The organism is Alkalihalobacillus trypoxylicola, from assembly GCF_001590785.1.
Taxonomy (GTDB): Bacteria; Bacillota; Bacilli; order Bacillales; family Bacillaceae_D; genus Alkalihalobacillus; species Alkalihalobacillus trypoxylicola.
The window spans coordinates 38,772-61,073 of sequence record NZ_LTAO01000036.1; the positions used below are offsets into that span (position 1 = coordinate 38,772).

Genomic DNA, 22,302 nt, shown 5'->3' on the forward strand with positions numbered 1-22,302 from the left:
TATCCCGACTAATCACAATGCTTTAGCTAATAATGAGCGACAACCATTAATCACAATATCTAAAATAGCCATCTTTTATTTAATATATTTTAATAGTGCTTTATAACCGGTTCTAGTTAGCTTAAACTGATCATCCACGTAGTTTTCAGATTCTAAGAAGGTGATAACGTCGATATCAAGGCTTCCTTTAATCCTATTTAACTGTTCATTCATTGCTTGAATCGAATAGTCCTCCATTACTTCCGTATTGATAGCCGCAATCAGAGGTTTCATCGGATCTTCTTTGACAAAGATGTTTTTTGTATCTAAAAAGGCTTGCTGAATTTTAGTCTTCGCATTCACCATTTCATCCAAAATGGTTTTTTGTTCTGCATCTTTTTCTTTAATTTTCTTTCGATACGTTTCTTTCTCTAATTCATCTAAATCTGCTTTTGAAAATAAATCCTCTAGCAGCTGGGTTCGATCCAAGTCAATCTTTTCAAGCTCTTCCTCTTTTTCCTTGACCTTAGAATTAAAGATTAAAGTAGCCGAATCTAAATCTGCTTGTTTTACATCTTCTGCAGGCGTAAAAATTTTAGTGTTTGAAACAGCCTCTTCTTTTTTATCTATATTTGTATAGCCGACTTTTTCTTCTTCATTTTTTAATGGCTTATCCTGTTTTTGCTCTCGGATTAAGAAATTTAGTTTTTGAATAACAAAATACGAAAATCCACTTAAAAATAATAAAACAGCTGCACGATACACCTTCTCAAAATATACTGAAGAAACAACTATACCTATTACAATAAGCCAACCTATTAAACAAATAATCCATTCTTTGAATGAGGCTGGCTTTAACATAAGCTGACCTAAAGATTTGTTCATATCTTTTCCCCTTCTTTAACATTCTTTCTATATTCTGTATATGATTGTATATACACTTTAATATCATAGCACAGAAGATTTCATATAAATATTTGAAATTGTCAAAGATAATGGGGAGAGCTTTAGATTATAAATCGTAAACCTTCATAGACTATGATGATTTCTCAGCTTCTGCCACACTACGATTAACCAAACAATGGCAATTAAAGCAATAGCCACAGTTAAAACGATGGTTAATAATGAACTATCTGTTTGAACAATTATTCCAATGAAAGCCCAAATGACCGCTAAACCATAGACGACATCTTTAAAGCTCCAAGTTATAAAAATCGTTAAAAGTGTAGCAACAATAATAACAATTACAGCCCATGTCATTTCACTTAAACCAAGGAATTCGGTTTGGTCATATTGTAAAAAAGCCGTGAAAATATTTACGATGCTAGCGACCGTCACCCAGCCAAAATATAAACTGAATGGAACATAATCAAATCCTTTGGCATCAGGAGAAGCATGAATGATTCTGAAGATTAAAATAAGGGTCACTAGTAATCCAAAAATAATGATGACCGATAAAATAACATATTCTCTTGAAAAAGTAATCACCCATAATGCATTTAAAATAAAATTCAAAGGTACAAGTATCTTCAATTGCTCATAAAGACTGGATTGTATAAAAAAACCTCTTATAATCCAAGCAAAAACAAGCAAATAAATAGCTCCCCAAATACTAAATGTATAACCAGCAGGTTGTATAACTGAAGCACCTGCATTTGCTACCGTAGAAACCTGTCCTGAGGTTCCATAATTCACAGCAACCATTAAAATAAAAAATAGTAAAAAAAGAAAGCTAAGTTTTTTCATGATGTTCACTCTCCTTTAAAATGATTTTATTCGTTTTAAAACAAGTCTTCATTAAGGCTTATTCAAATTCCTGGTACAACATTCATTCCCTTTAAAGAATAAAATAAAAACTTTATTTTATTTGGATCGCATCAATTTCATAACTCATATCTTATAATGAAAAAAACCGAAAGATTAGGTTTTTGATTTTCACTTTAGGTAGATGCTTTCCCAAGGGCTTGTACTCAGCTAACTCTGACTACAAAGAGCGTCGTCAGAGTGGATCTTCAATACAATCAACGTGTGAATTAACAAACTTTCAATAAATTTTTATAATAATTTTTCGGTTTTATTCATTTATAGAGCCATTATGAAATTCACTCGACCTTAGTTTTATTATTTACAGAAAAAATCTTTTTCATTTATCATTGTTCCAGTAAAATAGGTATATACATCTATACCATATAATCCTTTTATTATTTTTATAAATTTGATGGGTTTTATAATCTTACTTAGGATTTATCTTGTAAATAGAACATTTAAGCTATTAATCAATTAATATTCTAACCCTTCACTTTAAACACCTTTAATCATCACTTGAATAATTGGTCTATACATATATACATTTTGTTGTTATACTTTTCCTAGAAGTATTCGAAAGGAGTAGAAAATGACAAATTCTATTGCTATTAACGGCGCTACTATAGTTGCAGAAAATAATACGTTTAAAAAAGGATCACTTTACATTGAGAATGATATTATTTCATCGGTTCATTCTAATCAAACAGATGCTTCACCTCATACATTAGAAATTAATTTACCTGAAAGCTATACGGTTCTTCCTGGTTTTATTGATGTTCATATTCATGGTGCTGGGGGAGCCGATATGATGGATGCTACTCCAAATTCGTTAAGTACTATCTCCTCTTATCTTGTGAAAGAGGGCACTACTTCCTTTTTAGCAACCACTATTACCCATGATTCGGAAAAAATTAGTGAGGCTCTTGAAAATGCAGCCAATTATATCTATAAAGAACAAACTAACGCATCTCTTATAGGTATTCATTTAGAAGGGCCTTTTATAAATAGTAAAAGAGCTGGTGCTCAGCCAATTAATCATATTAAGGTACCATCGTTACAAACGTTCGTAAATTGGGTAAAGAAATCTAATCAAACCATTAAGCTCGTCACATTGGCTCCTGAAATGGATGGAGGACTAGAATTAACCTCCTATATTGCTAATAAAAATATAGTCGCCTCTATTGGCCATTCTGATGCAAGCAATGAAGAGGTATTGTCTGCGATAAAAGTTGGAGCAACACATATTACCCACCTTTATAACGGAATGCGTGGCTTTCATCATCGAGAGCCTGGCGTTGCAGGAACTGCTTTGTCTGAATCAAAGCTATTTGTTGAATTAATTGCGGATGGTATACATGTCCACCCTAATATTTTGAAAGCCACTTATTTAGCAAAAAAAGCCGATCGGATCGTTTTAATCACAGATTCTATTCGTGCTAAATGGCTAGAAGAAGGACAATATGAACTAGGTGGACAATTAGTCCATTATTATCAAGGAAAAGCTGTATTAGAGAATGGTGCATTAGCAGGCAGTGTCTTAAAAATGAATGAGGCTGTTCACAACATGATACAATTCTCTGGTTGTTCTATTGAAGAAGCTTCTATGATGGCAAGCCAAAATCCAGCAAAACAACTTGGTATTTTTCATAAAGTAGGCAGCATTTCAGCTGGTAAAGACGCAGATATCACGATTCTAAATGAAAACTATCAAGTGATTATGACGATTTGCAAAGGGAAAATAGTACATGATGCAAGGAGTGATTTCCATGAAAATTATTGAAGTAGCTAATTATGAGGAAATGAGTAAAGCCGCTGCTGAAATCATCATTAAGACCATCCATGATAATCCGAAAACGGTACTGGGCTTAGCAACAGGAGGCACACCAAAGGGATTGTATAAGGAATTAATTCATGATTACCAAGAGCACAAAACGGACTATAGTGAGATGACAAGCTTTAACCTTGATGAATATATCGGGTTGAGTCCTGACCACCCAAATAGCTACTACAGCTATATGAATGAAGTATTTTTTAATTATGTAAATATAAAAAAGGAAAATATTCACATACCTAGCGGCACTAATCCCAGTCTTGAAGAAGAATGCAGAAACTATGAACAGACGATCAATAACAAGGGCGGAATAGATATTCAAATTCTTGGAATAGGCGAAAATGGTCACATTGGATTTAACGAGCCTGGAACAGCCTTTGATACAAAAACACAAGTTGTTCAATTAGCCGAAATGACACGAGAAGCGAATTCAAGATATTTTAATTCATTAGAAGACGTTCCTACAAAAGCTATTACAATGGGGATTTCTACAATAATGAATGCCAAGCAACTAATCCTACTTGTTTCAGGTGAAAAAAAGGCTCATGCCCTACATCAGTTACTTCATTCCGCTGTGATGGAGAGCTTCCCAGCATCCATTCTACAGACTCACAAAAACGTAACGATTATTGCCGATCAAGACGCACTAAGATGCTCTAAAACAGAAGAAACAAAAGGAGAGACTGAGTTTGTTACAACCATACTTGACTAAAATTCAACAATTACTAATGAAAATCGAAAAGGAAGAAAGTGAAAACCTATTACTCAATGCGAAAAAAATAGCCAATGCTTTAAAAAACAAGAAGCTTGTGCATGTTTTCGGTTGTGGTCATTCTCACATGCTAGCAGAAGAGGTTTTTTATCGCTCTGGCGGATTAGCACCCATTAATCCGATTTTTATTGAAGACTTAATGCTTCATAAGGGTGCTTCTCAATCTTCTCAGTACGAAAAGAAGCAGGGTTTCGCCGAAACCTTTCTTCAAACATTATCAATTGAGAAAGGAGATATTTTGATTGTCGCTTCTACATCTGGTCGCAATCCTGTTCCAATCGATGTCGCTCTTTACGGAAAAGAAAAAGGAGCAATTGTGATAGGAATCACATCTCTATACTATAGTAATAGTCAATCATCGAAACATTCTTCCGGTTTGCACTTATCCGATGTCGTAGATTCCGTCATTAATAACCATATTGAAGTAGGAGATGCTCTCATTTCTTTTGATGAAGAAAATATTCAAGTCGGTTCAGGTTCATCTATTGCAGGAATGACGATCATGAATGGCTTAATGGTAGAAGCTATTCAAATTTTGATAAATAACGGTATACAGCCTCCTGTTTTTAAAAGTGGAAATGTTGATGGCTCTGAGGCTCATAATGCGAAGCTCATTAAAGAGTACCAATCACGAATTCCGATATTATAAAACTTCTCTAGTTATTTCTAAGGGGCTGGGAAAGAAGTTACTTTTAAAGAAAACCCTATTGCGAAAATGGAAATGATGTGTAATGGATATAAACACCAAGAACGAACCATAAACCCTCCTTACTGTGAAAATGGAGGGTTTTTTTGAAAGAGTAGATGAAAGGTGTGCTAGCGGACACAAGACACGGAGACTCTAGTGGGAGGAAGTGGCCATGCCGAAATCCACTTTTAAGAAAGTTAGTTCGGCGCCACCCACGGACGCGAAGTGTCTTGTGGAAGCGAACAGGCGGGGACCTAATATGGCGGAATCATTCATGGGGTATTGTCCCGGACTCTTTTAGAAAAAAAGCAAGAGTCCATACTAATGTAAACCTCTTGAGGATAAGCCTTTCACCTAACTTTAGCGATTCATACTTATCATAAATTTATAACGATCAGCGCGATAGCTTGATTTGACTATCTCTAAAGGAGTGCCATCGGCTAAATGAGTTTCTCGTTCAATAAGTAATATCGGACTTTGCTTAGCTATTCCTAATAATTCTGCTTCTGCTTTGGTAGCTATCGATGATTCAATGATTTGCATCGCCTTTCCAATTTTTAAATGTAGTGTATTCTCAATATAATCATAAAGTGATTTTGCTATGATGTCTTCGGTTAAACCTTTTACTGTATTAGCAGGTATAATATTGGTTTCGATAGCAATTGGAGTATTGTCACCGAGTCGAATTCTTTTTATTTCATAAACAGGTGTATGAACATCAATTTTAAGTTTACTGGCAATTGCACTGGTTGCCGGTATCAATTTAAAATGAATCAACCGATTACTTGGCTCAAGTCCCCTTGATTTCATATCCTCCGTAAAACTAGTTAAGCCATTTAACCCTTGCTCTATTTTCTTTTCTTGAACATAAGTACCGCTACCTTTTCTCTTATAGATTAACCCTTGAGAAACTAGATTATTAATCGCTTGCCTAATGGTCATCCGACTGACCTGATAATATTCAGCATACTCACGCTCCGATTTTAATATATCGCCAGGCTTTAAAATCCCTGTTGTAATTTGCAGCTTAATTTCTTCTTCTATCTGATAATAAATGGGCATTGGAGAAGATTTATCAATCATTTATGAATCTCCTTTCAAAATAACAACAACTGGTATATACCATTATACTAACATGTTAACAGATCTAGTCAATCCTTTTAACAGCTTACCCATACGAGTAATGACTAAATCATTTAGAAGAAACTTTGAAAGTAAGAATCATAGTAAATGCTCCATTGCTTTGGGCTGTTCTATACTTTATTTAACTGCCTCATCAAGGAAAACAAGCCCTTCGGAAAACACTCATCAACTCATTTGCTTCTATTAGTAAAAAAAGACGAGTATTCCTCTTTGTTCAGGGAAAGCTCGTCTTTCAATCACTTTATTTACTTCATTCTCTTGGGTAACTTTAAGCCGTATGGCGTTCTTGATAGTGAGTTTGTTTTTCTTGAACCTTCCTAAATGCAAAATAGCAACTGATCATATTAATAAACCCAAACAAGCTTGCCCCGTATAAGGGTAACAATCCTTGTAAACGACTCATAATGAAGTAATAGCCTAGCAAGCCAAATATCATCATTAGCGTAGGAATTGGATTAATAATCATCATCATAAATGCTTTTTTTATAACATGAAATCCTTTTACATCTAGGTGAACAAAGATTGGAAAAATATATAATGAAGTAAGAATAAAGAATAGAAAGGCAACAAATAAAATCATTCCTAAACCTTGTAAAACAGCATTCTCACTCATCATAAAAAATCGATAATCAATATATAAAACAGCACCAATTGCTAATGTCATATATCCTACAATATTACTTTTAATTATTTCCTTTCTAAAATACCCTGCAAACGTTTTAAAGATAGGAATGTCTGTTTCTCGATATAGCCATTTACGGATAATAGCAAGCATAGCGGCGGTTGCCGGAAAAACACCAAAAAGGAATAATCCTGCTACTGAAAATAAAATCCAATATAGATTTAAAAGTGCTAGCCTCATAATCCATAAGGTTGCTTGATATACAGCGCTCATAATACCAGTTGTTTCCAAAGCTAACCCTCCCTTTTTTAGAAATGCTTATCCTTTTAAGCCGCTCGTGCTTATACCATCCACAATATAACGTTGGAAGATAAAGAAAATAACAAACACAGGAATTAAAGTAACAATAGACATAGCGAACATTGCTCCCCAGTTGGAAACTGTTTCGTTACTTAAAAACATATTTAAAGCCATCGATACCGTATACTTATCCGGACTATTCAAATAAAGAACAGGCCCTAAAAGATTATCCCAAGTCCAATAGAATGAGAAGATTGCGGTTGTAGCCAGCGCAGGTGTAATAAGTGGTAAAATAATTCGATAAAAAACTTTAAAGGTACTACACCCATCAATAATGGCCGCTTCGTCTAACTCACGAGGTATCGTTCGAATAAATTGGACGAGTAAAAAGATGAAGAATGGATGTCCAAAATACGCTGGTACAGCTATCGGAGCAATGGAGTTTAGCCAACCTAACTGAGAGAAAATAATATATTGTGGAATCATAACTACTTCTCCTGGCAGCATTAATGTAACGAGCATGACGCCAAACCAAAAGCCTCTCCCTTTAAACTTAAGACGGGCAAACCCAAATGCAATGAGCGCACTTGATATTAAATTACCTATCAGTACGAATATTACTAATACGAGTGTATTGGTTATAAACACTCCGAACGTATTCCCAGCAATACCTTCCCAGCCTAATGCATAGTTATCTAAAATAAATGGATCAGGGATTAATGAATCAGCAGTAACAAAGATTTCTGAGCTCGGTTTAAAGGAACTCATTAGCAACCAAAGAACTGGATATAACAGCAAAATTGCAAATCCACCAACTAAGATATGATAGAACCACCATTTAAGAGATTTCATTTTTTTCATAGCTTATTTTCCTCCTTCATAATGAACCCAGAATCTAGAAGTAATAAAAATAAGCGCAGTTAGTATACTGATAATGATAAGCATGATCCATGCCATGGCAGAGGCATATCCCATATTAAAAAATTCGAACCCTTGCTTAAACAAATATAAAGAGTAAAGTAGAGTTCCATCTAACGGACCGCCGGTGCCTTTGGAAATAATATAGGCAGGAATAAAGGTCATAAATGCCCCAATTGTTTGCATAATCATATTGAATAAAATGACTGGGCTTAGCATAGGCAAAGTAATCTTAAAGAATTTATGGATAAAATTAGCTCCATCAACACTTGCCGCTTCATAATAACTTGCCGGAATTCCCTTTAATCCAGCTAAAAAGATCAGCATAGAAGAACCAAACTGCCATATAGAAAGAAAGATTAACATCCATAGGGCTGCCATTGGGTCTCCAAACCAACGGATACTATCCAATCCAAAGAAATTTAATAGTAAGTTGATAATCCCTTCATCGCCAAAAATATTACGCCACATAATCGCAACAGCGACACTTCCCCCTATTAGAGAAGGTAAATAATACATCGTTCGGTAAATTCCCACTGCCTTAGAAGCAGCGGTTAGTACCATTGCTACGGCTAAAGCAAACGCAAGCCTTAATGGCACGCCTCCCACTACATAAATAAATGTAACCTTAAGTGATTGCCAATACTTTGGGTCTTGGGTAAACATTTTTTTGAAATTTTCAAAACCAATCCAAACTGGAGATGAAAATAAATTGTATTGAGTAAATGATAAGTACAAAGATGTGAGAATAGGAATAATCGTAAATGCTAAAAACCCAATAATAAATGGGGATATAAATAAATATCCTTTGACATTTTCCCTTAATGCCCGAGAATTCATAATTCTGCTCCTTTCTGTTAGATGCAATATTCACTTATTGAAAGGGTGATAGCTGACCAAAATGATCAGCTATCGCCTGTTCTTATTGATTTTGTGAAAGAATCGATTCAGCCTGCTGTCTAAATTCAACCGCAGCATCTTCAGCTACCGTTTGACCGTAAGCCATTCTTTCTGCTAAATCGTCTAATAAGTCAATAATTTGGCTTGCACCTACAGGATCAGGATTCCCCATTGGCGTACTATTTTCTTCAGCCCATTCGATATACTCAAATACTTGCACTTGCTCTTCTGCTAATAATGGTTTTAATCGGTCTTTTATCACTGATGAACCAGGAACACCTCTTTCACCGAGGATAATATCATTTGCTTCTTCATTATTAACGAAGAAATCGATAAATTTAGCTGCTTCTTCTTTTACATTTGAATTTTCTGATACAGAGAAAAACATACTAGGCTTTAAAAACAAACCAGCTTCAGAATTTGGTCCTGGCATATTGTGAATCTTTAATGGTCGGTCAGCCACTTGTTGGAATCCAACAAACTGATTGGACCACTGCCAAATACCAATCGCTTCTTCTACAACAGCAGGATCATCTTCGATCCCCTTTAATTGTGCTAAATAATCTGGTGTTGGTACAATTTCTTTTTCAACTAATGAAGAAGTCATTCCAAAGAAATCAATGAACTTTTGGTCATCATCATAACCAAGCCCAGTTCCTTCTTCATTATAAAGTGAATCGCCTAAAGTTCTTAAATAGTAGTTAAAGAATACATCAGCCTGAACTCCTGTATCCATCCAAAGGCCAGCATCTTTCACTTCTTGTGCAACCTCTTGATAATCATCCCAAGTCCAATCTGGGTCTAAATCATCTACACCTAAGCTTTCTAATAAATTAGGGTCGTAATGGAAGCCAACTGCATTTACTCCTAAGTTAAAGCCGTAAATACCGTCTCCTACTTGACCTCCTGATACAACCGTGTCAGGAATATTCGTAACATCTATTTGATTTCCAATAAATGGAGTTAAATCTGCTAGCTGATTGTTTTCTGCGTACTGTGAAATATAAGATAAATCCATTTGAATAATATCAGGTAATTCATTCGCTGCCGCTTGCGGAGCTAATCTTTGCCAATAATCATCCCATGCAGCATATTCAGGCTGAATCGTGACATGAGGGTTTAATTCCTCATACATTTCAATGACTTCTGTTGTATAGTTATGTCTTGGGTCAGAACCCCACCAAGCAATTCTAATCGTCACATCTTCTTTATCTTCTGTTCCTTCTGCTTCATCTTCTGTCCCACCTTCTGAATCAGCTGTTTCATTTTCATCAGAAACACCTTCTCCACCAGTGTCGCTGTCTCCACAAGCTACCATTACGATAGACATGAACAGGGCAATTAATAATAAAAGCCATTTTTTCATTATTCGTAACCTCCCCTTTTTCCTATAAACGAATCACTCACATTTTGTAAGCGATTTCAAATTAATTATAACTTGATTTATTTTTTTCGAAGATAGAAAAATCAGACTTGATTGTTTAAAAATTCGAGGTTTTTGTTCACGATTGTGATCGAATTAATTCTTTTGGAGTAGATCCAGTAACCTTTTTGAAGATTTGACTAAAGTATTGTGGATTGTGACCAAACCCTGTTCTCTCCGCTAATTCAAATACTTTAATGTCTAGTTCATTCTGAATAATCTCTACTGCTTTTTCAATTCGAACGGTTGTTACATATGCAGAAAATTTATGACCTACTTCTTTTTTGAAATTTTTCCCAAGATAATCCGCATTCATAAACATTTTCTCATGGGCAATCCACTGTAATGACAATTGTTCATCTTGAAAATGTTCTTCTATCAATTGAAGCATCGACCTTACAGATGAAGAATATTTATAACCTTGACTTATTGGCTCTTTTAAAAGTTGAGTATAGAGCTGAGAAAATACTTCCTCGTATTCTTTACAAGAATCTAATTGAGTGAAATCAAAAACATCGCTTAAACAAGAAGAGAGAGAATTAATATGCTTTATATGGACAGCCAATAACTCAGCGAAAAAAGGTTTTATAAGATTAGGATTAATCTGTTTTTCCTTTGCTTCTGCCATAACCTCTAATACATTTTCATAAGACTTTTGATAGCTGTTTTTTTCTAGATATTCTAAAATCAACTCTTTTGTCTCAGCTAATCTTTGCATTAGCGATTGTTCATTTTTGGCATGAATGTCATACACTATTTTCTTCTGTTGATAAAAAATTATTTGCTCTAATGTGCTCTTAGTTGCTTTATATAAATGAGGTAATTGTTCTACATCCCCAGTCTCACTAACAATAAAATCAATATCGTAGGAAAGAACATTTTTTATCCTTTGTTTTAAGTATGTCATATTTACATCTTTATCTTTTATTAAAATAAACAGCTGCTTCTCTATCTCAATCATCGTTAAAAAAGAAGAACCAAAAAAGACTGAACACACCTTGCTTAATTCGCGTATTTTGCCGTCTATTTTGTCTACATCGATAAAAGATAGTAACCTTAATCGTTGGTCAGCCTTTAAATCAAATATATTTAAAAACTGGACATCAGTCTCCCCACCAACCTCTTGTTTTAGCAAACAACGTCTTGCAGCCGCTTCTTTATCAAAGGTAGTTAATTCATCTTCTATTGACTTCAAATAATTACTTTCTCTTTTATTCTTTTCTAATTTTTTCACTACTTCTACAATGGCATTCATAATTAAATTTTCGTTACAGGGCTTTAACAAATAATGCATAACTCCATGCCTCATTGCACGCTGAGCATAATCGAATTCATTGTAGCCTGAAAGTAGGATCCATTCTATGTTAGGAGCTTTACTTTTACTTTTTTCTAATAATGAAATTCCATCCATCCCAGGCATAGCAATATCAGATATTACAATATCAGGATTTTTTTGTTGAATTAGCTCCAATGCTTCTATACCATTACTTGCTGTACCTGTAAGACGAACTCCACATTTCTCCCAGTTTACGATCATTGAAATTCCTTCTAAAATCGTTCGTTCATCATCAACCAATAACACATTGAACATCTTCGCTCTCCTCCTTATAAGGTAGTATCAATTGGATGGTTGTTCCTTTTTCTATCTCACTCATAATATGAATTCCATATTTTTCTCCAAATAAAAGCTGAATTCTCTCATGAATATTTTTTAGACCAAGCCCCGTCCCAGTCGAACTTATTTCACCTCTTAATAATTGCGTAACGGACCCTTCTTCTATGCCAGGTCCATTGTCAGTCACTTCTAAGAACATGAAATCATCAGCTTTTCTAGCTACAATTTTAATAGCGCAATGACCAATTCTTTTTTCTAAGCTGTATCTGATTGAGTTCTCAACTAACGGTTGAAGTACAAACTTTGGGACAGGAATTGTTAATAAATAACTAGGTATATTCGTTTCAACCGATAATCTTTCCTCATATCTATACTTTTGAATCGTTAAATAATTATTAACAATTTCTAATTCCTTGTTTAATGGAATAATTGGTTCTTTCATACTGATTGTTGATCGCAACAGATTTCCTAATGATTCAGCCATTTTTGAAATTTTCTCTTGCTTTTCAATTTTCGCCGTCCAATTAATCGATTCTAATGTGTTATAGAGAAAATGAGGATTTATTTGTGCTTGCAATGTTTTAAACTCTGAATCTTTAATAACTAATTGTTTTTTATAATTTTCAGTTATGAGCTCATTAATTTGTCTCATCATGACATTAAAGTTATCATGCATTTCAGCCGTCTCATCTTGATAAAAACTTTCTTTATTAGTCTCCACAAATAAGTCCAGCTCTCCTGATTGAACAATCTTCATTTTCTTGTTTAAACTTTCAATGGGAGCTGTAATTCCATTCATTAACCTAATGCTTAAGTATAAAATAATGATAAATAAGCCGATGTTCACAATAAATACAGCATTTTTAACATAGGTTATCGCTTCAAAAAGGTTACTAAAAGGAGTGATGATCGTATAAGTCCAATTCGTGTATTCAGCAGGAGTATACGTAACAAAATATTGCTCTCGTTCTTCATCCATTAGATGATAGCCGCTATCTCCTGTAAAATTAACCTTTAACTTTTCTTTACTAATGGGCGATTCTAATGGATAGACCACATCTCCCTCATGGAAAATTACTAAGTGAGCATTATAATCTTTTAAACTATTAGTAAAATCTTTAGCCAACTCTTCTATATTAATACGCAATGCTAAAACACCAATTGTATCAAGAGAAATATTTTCATAGGCTCGAATTTCTCTCGTTATAAGTAGAGAAGGGTCCGCATCTCCTGGAAAGACCCACCTTGCTCCTCCCTTATGTTCCTTTGCTTGCGACATGATTTGTTTGACTCTTTCCTCATGCATAATTACTTGGCGATTTCCAATTGAATAATCATAGCTGTTCATATCATACATTTGAATAGAATTAATATATTTATCAGAACCTCCAATTTCAAGTAAGCGCTTACGTAAATTCATACCTATAATGTACTGTTCATAGTTTGAGGTGCTAGATTTTAATTGTTGTAAATAATGCTGGACATAGATATCGGTTGTAAGTTGAAAAGATAACCTCTCTAATTTGATTAACTCGTTTTCGATAGAATTGGATGATACACTAAGCGATTGTGCCGATTGCTTGTAAATTTCTTCATTATAAACATGAAAGGCATACTGAAGGACCATCAATCCACCAGAACTGAAAGCAAATAAAATAAAGGTGAGCAATAAAATCATTTTATGTTTGATTTTTAAGCGAGAATAAAAGGAATGAATTTTGTTTTTCATACTCTCCCCCTATTTTTTGATTACTATTTATATTATTTGGTCATTCATTTTATAACATTTAACAACATCTTCTAAAATTCTACTCGTTTCTTCCTTTTTCCTCCTTTCTTTATCAATTTAATTTATAAACGTTTAAAATCCAACTTTCATCTGATACAAAATACGAGTCTGTTTTATTGAACAGTTACCAAAATCATATTCTTGACTGCGTCCTTAGACTTAAATATAGTAAGAATTTAAGTAGTCCACCGCTTTATAAAACTCTAATATCAAAATAGATTCTGAGACAATACTCCACGAATGAATGATTCCACCATTTTAGGCCACGCCTGTTCGCTCCCCAAGACACTTCAGTCCGTGAAGTGGCGCCGAACTAACTTTTTTTAAAGTGGATTTCGGCATGGCCACTTCCTCCCACTAGAGTCGCCGTGCCTTGTGTCCGCTAGCTTACGCCTTTTTCTCTCCTTTCTCAAAAAAACCTCCTTTCACAGTAAGGAGAGTTCTGGTTCGTTTTTGGTGTTTGTATCCATTACACTTCAATTCAATTTACTTAATAGGATTTTCTTTAAAAGCAACTTCTGTCCCAGCCCCATTGAGTGAATTCCATCATTGCTTATCAGTGAATCAAACCGACCATTCATTTTAAAAAATGTCTTGAATGTAAATGAATCAACTCTTAGATTGTAACGGTAGGTAGTGACTCCCAAAGGATCAGCGCAGTCTGAAGATCCACTCTGACGAAGTTCTGCGTAGTCAGAGTTAGCTGAAGACAAGCCCTTGGGAAAGCATCTACCTAAAGTGAAAATCAATCAAGCATCTAATCAAGCAGACAAATGATGTAGATGAAGAAAAAAGGATCCCAGTAAAAAAAAATCAATAAGAAGCTTTGTCAGAATATGTACACCCTACCCAAAATATAACCTTCACTTCTATGCACATATTGAGGGGGATTTGGTCACTTGTTTATTAGTAACTTTGATTAAACAAAAAAAGCTGGTGACCGATTACTAATAAGTAATGGTCACCTGCTTGCTTTTTTACGTTTCATTTACTAACTATCTTTGCTCTCCTGCTTCTTGTAGAGCGTTAAATGTCCAGGTTAACTCAAGCGAATCGCCTTGAAATTGGTTTTGATCTTCTCCATTATCAATAAAATTAAATTTAACAATCAAATCATGAGTTTCTCCAACAGAAAGACCTGCGTCTCCAAATGCTGGATATAAAATATGCTGATTGACGGCCTCAGGTGTCATATCTTGCAATTCAGCTAGTGTGGTCTCATAAATCACTTCATCAAAATTATTTAGATTATAAAGAAATTCTACTTCAATATGCTCACCAAAATCCTCTGTATTATCTCCCTTTGCATCGATAACTGTATAGTCGGTTTCTAAAAGAACTTTACCAATATTGAGGGACCCTTGATTTTGTAATTCAAAATCTCTAATAAAGGAATCTCCTGGTTTAATATTATCAACTTTGATTAGCTGCGTTGGATTAACAGATAAATCTAACGTTCCTGCTGCAAAGGTGTTATTCGTTTCTACCGAATCACTAAAGTAGGCAAATGTACCGCCTCCAATTAAGGTGATTCCTAAAACAGCCGACATAATTCCCATACTTAATTGCTTTTTAACACTCATGTTATTACCCCCTGTTTTCGATTGATATTTTTGAATCGATGGAACCATTTTTTTCGATGATTCGTAATACTCGCCAAATCGTAAAGATAGAATGGATAAGTAACAATACTCCAGGAATGATAAAGAGGATTAGAGCGCCTTGCTTTGATTGAATAAATTGAGTGACATAGCCTACATAGGGTACCGTTATCCCAGTATATTTCCCGACAATGTTGTCGGAAAGAACGGGCTCTATATCTGGACCGTTATTATGATCCCCTTTTGTAATATAGCTTTGTCCGTTATTTATCACTTCAATAATCCTATGTGTGATTAATACATTTTCAGCCGTTCGATACGTAACCACATCTCCTACTGTAAAGCGATCTTTTTGCTCTGCTTTTTGAATGAGTATAAGTGAGCCCGTAAGCATTTCAGGTTCCATTGAACCAGATAAGACGGTTTTAATTTGATAACCTAAAATGTTTGGCTCCCCTTCTGTTGCTCTGGAGGAAATGACGAGAATAAACATGCTCATTAAAAATAAAAGCATGAGTCCTGTACAAAAGTGATTAATAATCTTCCTCAGTATTTTCCACATTTGAATCCTCCTCCAACTCATTTCCTTCAAGCTCATCTAATTCTTCATTCTCTTGTTCATTTTCTAACTCCAAATCTAGTTCTGGTACTTCTTCTTCTTTTATTTCTAAATTTTGCTCAGATATTTCTTGTTCCATTTCTTGCTCCTCTACACTCTCTAAATCTAGTTCGGACTCTCGTTGTTTATCTAGATCTTCCTCTACTACTTCTACTTCATCAAATTCAAAAATTTGGTTCACTTCTACTGTTTGATGAAAGGAAGCCGTTGTCGGTGAATGAATCTGTAAAAAAACAAATAGAAATAGATAAAATACACTAAGAAGTTTTAATGGCAAAGGAATGCATTCGCTGATTTGTCGAATACCTATTTTAGTCAACTTTTGATCATAGATAGTACCACTCCTTCCTTCCATTAAGGCTTCATAATGGCCTTTATAACAGCACTTAGGCTGTTATAAAGGCGCTTGTTTCTATTTTAAAATGTGGCTAAAAATTGCTCTAATTCATCGACTAAGCGATCATAGGCTTCCTCGCTCATAAAACCGCTATCTAATTGATGCTGAAGTAAAATTGGAAAGCTTTCTAAATGTTGAAGAGCTCTTTCTAGCTTTCCTTGTTGAACTAACTGGTTAACTGAAATTAAGTGTGTTCTAATTAATCTCGTCGCCTGTTCGTTAGTAATCTGACCATCTTCCTCAAGCTGATTCACCAACTCGATCATTTTTTCGATAGAAGGCTCTTCAGAGTCTCCATCCTCTGGTCCACCTGCTACATAGATATTTGGTAATGTTGGTTGCTCCATTCCATGACCAATAAAAAAGCTTGGGTGTGGAGGCTGGTTATAGGCTACATTTTGCCACGCTATCGCAAGACGATATTGCGGGTCATGCATAAGAGTGTGTATTTTCGTTTCTGTTTCATCTGTTGTAAAGTAAATTCTTAAAGCACTGCTATCTTCTAATCTCCAAATGACTTCCTCTCTCCAATCTCCAAAAATATCTGCTTGTAGATTTGGAGTACCCTTCGTCCAGTTATTAGAAAAGGTGCCTTCTGCCGTTAAAATGTTGACTAATTCTTCATTTTCATAATCCCATTTATCAATTCTTCCTACTCCTGCTCCAGCTTCTTCATCAAAATCATGATCTAAAAGCTCTCGTAATACATCTCCATCCCACCAAATGGCAAAGTTAGCAGAAGGAATATTATTAGATATCAACTCTCCTGAAGCTGAATGTAAAAATCCAGTTGAACTATTCCACGCACCATCTACAGCCCATGCCTCGGCACCATCATAGCGTGGGTCAATGTCGGCAATGAGACCTCTTCCCGTATCTCGCCCGGTAAATTCTCCCCAAAGCACTTCGCCTGTTGCAGCATCACGTAAATTATAGCCAAACTGTGCCGTTCGATTTTCCTGTACCATGAACACTTCTAAACCTTCTCTGCTTGGATCGAAATTACCAACATGTAAAGCGTCACCATGACCTAAACGCGTATTGTATAAACCAGTTCCGTCATTATTAACCGTCATAGCTCCATAAATAATTTCATCCTTTTGGTCACCGTCGACATCAGCAATACTTAAGCTGTGTGCACCTTGTCCCGCATAGCTTCCTAATCCTTGTTCATTTGAATCAAAAACCCAGCGTTCTGTTAGTTCACCATCTCTCCAGTCATAAGCTGCCAATACCGTTCTCGTATAATAACCACGAGCCATGACAATACTAGGACGCTCCCCATCTAAATAAGCTACACCTGCTAGAAAACGGTCAACACGATTTCCGTAGTTGTCACCCCAGTCATTCACATTTCCTCTTGGCGGAAAATAGTCAACAGTCTCTAAAGCTTCACCTGTTTCACCGTCAAAGACCGTGAGGAATTCATCTCCTCTTAAAACATAACCAGCTGAATTTCTGTGGTCGAGATCTTCTTGACCAATCACATTTCCTACTCCATCTATTGTTCCATCTGCTGTCTTCATGACAATTTCGGCTTTACCATCTCCGTCAAAATCATAGACTAAGAACTGAGTATAGTGTGCTCCAGCTCTAATATTTCTACCTAAATCAATTCTCCATAACATCGTTCCATCTAAACGATAAGCATCGATATAAACGTTTCCAGTATGACCTGAATGAGCATTATCTTTAGAATTCGAAGGATCCCATTTTACGATAAAATCATATTCGCCATTTCCGTCTAAATCACCCACGCTCATATCATTCGCATGATAAACATACTCAACCCCATCAGGTGTTACACCACCCTCTGGTCTTTGAATCGGAATGTCTAAAAAGTTTTCTCCCATCACTTCTACGGTAGTATCATCTGCTTTTTCCTCACCATCAATCACCGGAACTATTTCGTAATGAGAGTTCACATCTCCAGTAGAATCAACAAAGTTTGTACTATCTTCTATTGGCTGCTGATTGATTTTTTCGCCATCTCGATACACATTAAAACTCATATCATAAGAGTCTGTGCCTAGCATTCTCCAGCTAATATATACACCCTCGTCAGTTTGGATAGCATATGGAGCACGATCCAAGTATTCCATCTGACGAACTAAGTTCGTTTCAACAGGTGTTTCTAAATATTCCGAAAGTTCAGATACCCCACCTTCGTTAACTGCTGCTACTTTATAATAATAAGGTGTTGTCGTTAATACACTTTCGTCCTTAAAGAAGGTATCTGATACTTTTCCTACCCGCTGATAGTTACTTGCCTTAGAGCTTGCCCGGAATACATGATATTCTAGCGCTCCATCCACCTCAGCCCAAGAAATGGTAAGATCATTTTGATTAATTTCTACTAAAGCCAAATTTTGCACTTGATTTGGAGCTTCTACGTCTGAGTTGGCCATTGATACGGTAATGGCTTCAGACTGACTCGTTTCAACACCATCTTCATTGATCGCTGTTACCGAGTACTCATAATCTACAGCTAATTCGACTTCCTCGTCTTTATATTGTGGCGTTTCTACTTCTGCTATTTTTTGTGCAACATTTTCTGTATCTTTCTTTTTATAAACACCATATTTAACGGCTTCATTTGTTTCATCCCATTCAAGTGAAACATATAAAGGATTTAAAGAAACTTCGCTAGTTCTTAAATTAGAAGGTGGTTCTTCGACAGACATAATCTCTAAGCCATTCACAATACCTGTAGAACCTCCGAAATGAAAATGAATTTGACCATTCGTGATTTCTATATCATCAAAGGTTTGTTCTGTATAATCATTTCTTGGTGCACTCATTGTGCCATAATCATGCCCGTTTATCGTAACATTTGTTCTTGCACTTCCATTAAAATCTCCTACATATACCTTTGCAGAATATAAACCATTGGGTAAATCTACTTTAAAATCCCAACCTACATCAAAATATCCAAGCCAATCTCTTAATAAATTTCCCCCTTGATTTCGATCTCTACCTATCATTCCAGAAGGATCGACAATTCCATATCCTAATTCCTCACTGTACACAGTCGATAAATTGACATCGATATAGCCCTCTTCTACAGCTTGTCCTGCTAAACCAAAATCAAATTTTAGGGAAGTGAACTCACTTTCTTCCTGTTCATCTGCTATTGCTTGTTTTATAGAAAAATGAGGAATGATAAGCAACAAGGAAAGTGAGAGTATCACAAATTTCTTTAACCAAGGCATACCTTTTTTCATCTTACTAGTCACTCCTTTCAAAGTAAGTAAAAATAATTACGAAATAGAATTCAGAATCATTTCACGGTTAAAAACAACCCTCCTCCCCCAAAAAATAAAACGCTTACATTTGTAAATACTAGATGTCTTTTTACTATATTTCTTTATAAAAAACCGTTCTTTTTGTTTAAATAACCGCTTTTTTTCAAAAACAAAAAATGACTATAACTTATAGACTATTTACCTTACGGGACTATTAGATGTTAAATATCCACGATATTGAAAACAAACAAAAAAAGAACTAATTGATAAATTCCAATTAATTCTTCCCCTCATTCTTATTAAAAATCAAACGAGTCATTATACGAGTGAATTTCATAATTGCTCTATAAAAGAATAAAACCGAACGTTTCTTATAAAATATGTTTTAAACGTTTGCAATTTACTTCTTGATTGAAACGGTAGGTAGTGACTCCCAAAGGATCAGCGCACTCTGAAGATCCACTCTGACGAAGCTCTGCGTAGTCAGAGTTAGCTGAAGACAAGCCCTTGGGAAAGCATCTACCTAAAGTGAAAATTAAAAACCTAATCGTTCCGTTTTCATTATAAAAATGTCTTGAATGTTTGTGAATTCACTCGTTGATTGTAACGGTAGGTAGTGACTCCCAAAGGGATCAGCGCAGTCTGAAGATCCACTCTGACGAAGCTATGCGTAGTCAGAGTTAGCTGAAGACAAGCCCTTGGGAAAGCATCTACCTAAAGTGAAAATCAAAAACCTAATCGTTCGATTTTCATTATAAGATATGCATTATGAAAATGATTCATACGAATAAAATCTGTACACACTCTTTAAGCTAATAATAGTTTTTTAACAATCGTTTCTGGCTTTTCCGGCTGACTAAATAAATAACCTTGTACCCAATCACAACCAGCTTCCTTCAACCAGTCTAACTGATTTTGTTCCTCTACTCCCTCCATTAATACTCTTAGGTTCATATTATGACCAAGCTGTATCATAGATTTTACAATCGATTGTTGGGTAGAGTTATCCATTATATCTTTAAGAAATGAACGGTCTATTTTCAGCATCTGTAAAGGAAGCTCATTTAAATGCTGGAAAGAGGAATATCCAGTTCCAAAATCATCGAGTGCTAATCGAATACCCATTTCTTTTAACAAAATTAACTTCTTAATCGTACTTTCCTTATAAGCTAGTGCAGATGATTCAGTAATTTCTAATTCTAAAAATTCAGGGTCCATTCCTGTTTCTTCTATTATATTTTGAACTTGGTCAATAAAGGTTTCCTGAGCAAATTGCAGTGGCGAGATATTAACCGCCATTAATATAGGCTCATAACCCAAATGCTTCCATTCACTCCACTGAAGACACGCCTTCTTTAGTACCCAAAAACCCAATTCATGGATAAATCCAATTTCTTCGGCAATCGGTATGAACTCCATTGGTGAAACAAGACCCATTTCTTTATTATCCCATCTTACAAGAGCTTCTGTACCCGTTACTTTATTGGATTCTAAATCGATTTTTGTTTGATAGACTAAATAGCATTCTTGCTGCTCTAGTGAATTTAGAATTAAATCTTCAATTAATAGTCTTCGACGTACACTACCCTCCATTTTATAATCAAATTTTGAAATTCTATTTTTTCCATTCTTCTTTGCATCGTACATGGCTAAATCAGCGACTCGAATTAATTCATCAGCACTCTTTACATCATCAGGAAAAACACTAATGCCACCACTTAATGTAATTCGTAGCTTTTGGTTTTCTATTAAAAATGGCTCCTTCATTTCCTGAATGCATTGACAGGCGATTTCTTCAATTTCATCGACTCGCTTATTGAATACAATAAATAAAAATTCATCTCCACCAACTCTAGCTAAGATTTCACCATCTCTTTTATGCTTAAGTAAGCGTTGAGCGACCTCTACTAAAAGCTTATCGCCCGCTCTATGCCCTAAAGAATCATTCGTGAATTTCAAACGATCCATATCTAGAAAAAGACAGGCAACACGTTCATTTTGTTTAATCGCTTGATTTATTTTTTCATCAACGAAATGACGGTTAGGCAAATTAGTCAGTGTATCATGGTAGGCCATATATTGTATTTCACTTTCAATTTTTTTATGAAAAGAAATATCTTTGAAAAATAAAATATACCGACTGTTTTTACCAAGTTGAAAGGGATGCTTAGAAACTTCAAAAATCATTTTTCTACGTTCTTTTGACCAGCCTTCAATCTCTTCTGCTTCTTTTTTCCACTGTGAATAAGGGGGCAATATCGAATATATATCATTGACAACTTCTGAAAAAAAATACTCTTCAAGCTTTTGAAAGGATTCATTTTTATGTCTAATTTTACCGGTATGATCAGAAATAATTAGAGCTTCCTCAAAAGAGTTCAGTAAGTTCGATTGAATATCAGTAATCACTTTTTTCAGCTTTTTTCTTTTTGAATATTCGAGCATGATAAATGTCATTAACGCCGCTGCAGCAAGATAGAATGGAAAATTGTGCAAATGTATAATGTGCATAAAGTAAATCATCCTATCACCTTTTCTTTTTAGTAGCTGATTTTTTATTCGATTTGTAAAAAGGATAGAATACTAAAAGCCTAAAAATCTATACCTTTCCACCTTATTATACCTCGTTTCATCAAACTTTAGTAGTATGTAAA

17 protein-coding genes are annotated in these 22,302 nt (G+C 35.1%); 3 read left to right on the plus strand and 14 right to left on the minus strand.

Annotated elements, in window-relative coordinates; genetic code table 11:
- Nucleotides 1–75: 75 nt before the first annotated feature.
- Both AZF04_RS16740 and AZF04_RS16745 read right to left on the minus strand, forming a co-directional pair.
- Nucleotides 76–864: a hypothetical protein gene (locus AZF04_RS16740; protein ID WP_061949746.1), complete on the minus strand. Its 789-nt coding sequence runs from the start codon at nucleotides 862–864 to the stop codon at nucleotides 76–78.
- Nucleotides 865–1,008: 144 nt separating this feature from the next.
- Nucleotides 1,009–1,725, minus strand: coding sequence for a tryptophan-rich sensory protein (locus AZF04_RS16745; RefSeq protein WP_061949747.1), 717 nt, complete (start codon nucleotides 1,723–1,725; stop codon nucleotides 1,009–1,011).
- A 649-nt stretch (nucleotides 1,726–2,374) separates the two neighbouring features.
- Between AZF04_RS16745 and nagA the strand changes: the two genes are divergently transcribed.
- Genes nagA through AZF04_RS16760 form a run of 3 tightly spaced genes read left to right on the plus strand, consistent with a single transcriptional unit; the run spans nucleotide 2,375 to nucleotide 5,037 of the window.
- Nucleotides 2,375–3,565 carry an N-acetylglucosamine-6-phosphate deacetylase gene (nagA, locus tag AZF04_RS16750; protein WP_061949748.1) on the plus strand — a complete coding sequence of 397 codons (1,191 nt, stop codon included), beginning with the start codon at nucleotides 2,375–2,377 and terminating at the stop codon, nucleotides 3,563–3,565.
- Nucleotides 3,552–4,328: a glucosamine-6-phosphate deaminase gene (nagB, locus tag AZF04_RS16755; RefSeq protein WP_061949749.1), complete on the plus strand. Its 777-nt coding sequence runs from the start codon at nucleotides 3,552–3,554 to the stop codon at nucleotides 4,326–4,328. The genes nagA and nagB overlap by 14 nt, the downstream gene beginning before the upstream one ends.
- Complete coding sequence (locus tag AZF04_RS16760; protein ID WP_061949750.1) at nucleotides 4,306–5,037, plus strand: sugar isomerase domain-containing protein; 732 nt, start codon at nucleotides 4,306–4,308, stop codon at nucleotides 5,035–5,037. Before nagB ends, AZF04_RS16760 begins: the two co-directional genes overlap by 23 nt.
- Nucleotides 5,038–5,436: 399 nt before the next feature.
- On the opposite strand, the gene AZF04_RS16765 is transcribed toward AZF04_RS16760, so the two are convergent.
- The 12 genes from AZF04_RS16765 to AZF04_RS16820 form a co-directional block, all read right to left on the minus strand.
- The gene (locus AZF04_RS16765; protein WP_061949751.1) at nucleotides 5,437–6,159 is read right to left on the minus strand and encodes a GntR family transcriptional regulator; all 723 of its coding nucleotides are present in this window, start codon (nucleotides 6,157–6,159) and stop codon (nucleotides 5,437–5,439) included.
- Nucleotides 6,160–6,487: 328 nt separating this feature from the next.
- Complete coding sequence (locus tag AZF04_RS16770; protein WP_061949752.1) at nucleotides 6,488–7,132, minus strand: YesL family protein; 645 nt, start codon at nucleotides 7,130–7,132, stop codon at nucleotides 6,488–6,490.
- Nucleotides 7,133–7,159: 27 nt separating this feature from the next.
- On the minus strand, nucleotides 7,160–8,002 hold the full coding sequence (locus AZF04_RS16775) for a carbohydrate ABC transporter permease (protein WP_235600016.1): 843 nt from the start codon (nucleotides 8,000–8,002) through the stop codon (nucleotides 7,160–7,162).
- A gap of 3 nt (nucleotides 8,003–8,005) precedes the next feature.
- Nucleotides 8,006–8,899, minus strand: a complete 894-nt coding sequence (locus AZF04_RS16780) for a carbohydrate ABC transporter permease (protein ID WP_045484445.1) — start codon at nucleotides 8,897–8,899, stop codon at nucleotides 8,006–8,008.
- Between the two features lie 82 nt (nucleotides 8,900–8,981).
- Nucleotides 8,982–10,325, minus strand: a complete 1,344-nt coding sequence (locus AZF04_RS16785) for an ABC transporter substrate-binding protein (RefSeq protein WP_061949753.1) — start codon at nucleotides 10,323–10,325, stop codon at nucleotides 8,982–8,984.
- 136 nt (nucleotides 10,326–10,461) lie between these two features.
- Complete coding sequence (locus tag AZF04_RS16790; RefSeq protein WP_061949754.1) at nucleotides 10,462–11,973, minus strand: response regulator transcription factor; 1,512 nt, start codon at nucleotides 11,971–11,973, stop codon at nucleotides 10,462–10,464.
- Nucleotides 11,951–13,726 carry a cache domain-containing sensor histidine kinase gene (locus AZF04_RS16795; RefSeq protein WP_061949755.1) on the minus strand — a complete coding sequence of 592 codons (1,776 nt, stop codon included), beginning with the start codon at nucleotides 13,724–13,726 and terminating at the stop codon, nucleotides 11,951–11,953. Before AZF04_RS16795 ends, AZF04_RS16790 begins: the two co-directional genes overlap by 23 nt.
- 1,055 nt (nucleotides 13,727–14,781) lie before the next feature.
- Entirely contained in the window at nucleotides 14,782–15,369 is a 588-nt protein-coding gene (locus tag AZF04_RS16800) for a CalY family protein (RefSeq protein ID WP_045484425.1), read from the minus strand.
- Between the two features lie 4 nt (nucleotides 15,370–15,373).
- Nucleotides 15,374–15,949, minus strand: a complete 576-nt coding sequence (gene sipW, locus AZF04_RS16805; protein WP_061949756.1) for a signal peptidase I SipW — start codon at nucleotides 15,947–15,949, stop codon at nucleotides 15,374–15,376.
- The gene (locus AZF04_RS16810; protein WP_061949757.1) at nucleotides 15,921–16,361 is read right to left on the minus strand and encodes a hypothetical protein; all 441 of its coding nucleotides are present in this window, start codon (nucleotides 16,359–16,361) and stop codon (nucleotides 15,921–15,923) included. The genes sipW and AZF04_RS16810 overlap by 29 nt, the downstream gene beginning before the upstream one ends.
- Before the next feature lie 62 nt (nucleotides 16,362–16,423).
- Nucleotides 16,424–19,627, minus strand: coding sequence for a rhamnogalacturonan lyase family protein (locus AZF04_RS21965; RefSeq protein WP_064504207.1), 3,204 nt, complete (start codon nucleotides 19,625–19,627; stop codon nucleotides 16,424–16,426).
- An 828-nt stretch (nucleotides 19,628–20,455) separates the two neighbouring features.
- A complete protein-coding gene (locus tag AZF04_RS16820; protein WP_061949758.1) occupies nucleotides 20,456–22,159 on the minus strand; it encodes a bifunctional diguanylate cyclase/phosphodiesterase in 1,704 nt (567 codons plus the stop codon).
- Between the last annotated feature and the right edge of the window lie 143 nt (nucleotides 22,160–22,302).